General features: G+C 57.1%; 1 pseudogene. It reads right to left on the bottom strand.

Annotated elements, in window-relative coordinates:
- Positions 1 to 33: 33 nt before the first annotated feature.
- Positions 34 to 1,580 (bottom strand): annotated as a pseudogene (locus AC1DIX_RS27360) (IS3 family transposase).
- Between the last annotated feature and the right edge of the window lie 36 nt (positions 1,581 to 1,616).

Genomic DNA, 1,616 nt, shown 5'->3' with positions numbered 1-1,616 from the left:
CGGTGGCTGTCAAGCTAGTTGTCGCCTTAACTGTTAAGCTGCTCTTTGTATTTGACGCCGCGCTGCGGCGTCAGATTTTGCTGGATTGAGATGTACCACGTCGATCCGAGTCCAATCGCGGGTAGCTGCGCGCCAGCGGTTGGGGTTGCGCAACCGTGCTTGGGCGTAGACTTTTTTCCGGTGTTCGAGGATTTCGATGTCCATCCCGGCATGACGTTGTGACGGCGTGACGAAACCGATGCCGCTGTGACGGTGCTCATCGTTGTACCAGCTTACGAATTGCGCTACCCAAGCACGAGCCTGGGTCAAGCTCGCAAATGGCGCTTGTGGATACGTCGGGTGGCACTTGAGCGTCCTGAATTGCGACTCCGAATACGGATTGTCGTTGCTGACGGCCGGCCGACTTAGCGAGCGAGCTACGCCCAGCTCTTGCATCATGGCGAGCATCGATGCCCCTTTCATTGGGTTACCATTGTCGGAATGAAGGACGACTTGGCCAGGCTGGATCTTCTCGCGAGCACAGACGTCGCGTAAAACATCGGCAGCCAGGTCGCTCAATTCGTTTTCATACACAGCCCAGCCGACGACCTTACGACTGAAGATGTCGAGAAACAGGTACAGGTAATAATGACGACCTTTCACGGTCGTCGGCAAATAAGTGATGTCCCAGCTGTAAAGCTGGTTTGGCGCCGTGGCGCGCAAGGGCTCGGGCCTCTTCCAGGCAGGAGCGTTCGAGCGGGCCCGATGCTTGATTTGCCCAGCAGTCCTCAATACGCGATAGAAGGTCGATTCACTGCCAATGTACATGCCTCTGTCGGCCAGTCGAGGCACGATCTGGCATGGCGACTGATGACCAAACTCCGCCGAGTTGGCGATTTTCAGGATGCGCTCACGCTCCAATTGCGTTAAACGATTCGGCGGCGATTGCGCCCGCAGCGGCCTGCGGTCGCCTTGGTCCGGGGAGTTACGCCAGCGCTGCAGCGTGCGCGCCGGCAAGCCGATGACGTCACAGACTCGCGACTGCCGGGCACCTGCGTCGACGGCTTCCTTCAACAAGCTGAGCACCTCGGCTCGCACTGCAAGCGAGATCATTCTTCCCCGTCCGCCCACAGTGCCTGGAACTTTTTTTGTAGCACCAGCAACGCAGCAGCTTCCGCCAGCGCCTTCTCTTTACGCTGCAATTCCTTCTTGAGCTGCGCATTTTCCTTGCTCAGCTCTTTCGTCGACGGCACCTTCGCCGGCACGGTATCGCTGGCACAGAATGCTGCCTTCCATTCCTGAAGATGATGCGGAAACAAGCCTCGCTCGCGGCACCAAGCGTGTAACTCTTCTTCGTTCAATGCATGCGTTTCGAGAAGAGCCTGCAACTGCTCCTCGCGTCGCCATTCATGCGCACGTCTTTCCTTATCGACCACGTCAGACCTAACTATCGTATGAACTTTCAGCCATCGCTTCACCGTCTCGAATTTCACGCCGAGCTCTTCGGCGACCGAACGTATCGTCCGGTCGCCGCGTGAGTGCACCTTTACCAAGGCTTGTTCGATGAATGCTGCAGGATACTTCACTTGTACGCCTCCCATTGAAAAAGGAGGCGACAACTAGTCTGACATAGGGGG

Source organism: Massilia sp. 05N420, assembly GCF_056397205.1.
The sequence above is the reverse complement of the archived record's forward strand: the minus strand, read 5'-3'. Positions and strand labels throughout refer to the sequence as shown.